The organism is Vibrio sp. 03_296, assembly GCF_002265885.1.
Genome location: NZ_NPKW01001135.1, coordinates 1 through 609 on the forward strand (window position 1 = coordinate 1; position 609 = coordinate 609).

Here is a 609-nt window from a genome sequence, read left to right on the forward strand (position 1 = left end):
TAGAAGAAACCAAGATGGTAATAGGTGGCATGCTCTGGCTGTTGCTGAGCACTTCTGTCACTTTGCTGCTATCAAAACCGCTCGCACTCAAACCAGAGAGGAGCGCATAGAACAACGACCAAAAGAGAAAAGGGATCAGCACCTTACCTAAACGACGACGAGCATAATAAGGCAGATCAAATGGCCGAGTGTCACTGAGCATCAGGGCGCCAGTGATAAGAATAAAAACCGGTACCGCCCAACGAGAAATGCCATTGATGCCAACGGCCGTCACCCATTGATCAAAAGGAATCACCCCTAACTCATGACGATAAGGCGCAAGCACATGAATGGCGATCACGGCCACCGCCGCGACACATCGTAGCAAATCAAAAACTGAACTCTTTCGCGCATTCTCTATCCTCTTGCTTTTCATGGCTTTGACTATAGCAATAAAAAAGCTGATACATGAAATCATGCGTCAGCTTTTGGTTAGAATTCACACACTGCGATCAAGCGATTTTCGCTGCAAAGCGAGGGAGCTGATTGAATTAACGTCGTCAAGCCAAAGAAGAAGCAAGAAACCCACAAGCAAGCAGCCAAACCGAATTCTTGATAGATCCACCCCGA

General features: G+C 47.1%; 1 pseudogene. It reads right to left on the reverse strand.

The window, feature by feature from the left end:
- A pseudogene (locus CIK04_RS30345) lies at positions 1–393 on the reverse strand (acyltransferase); the annotation flags it as partial.
- Positions 394–609 lie beyond the last annotated feature (216 nt).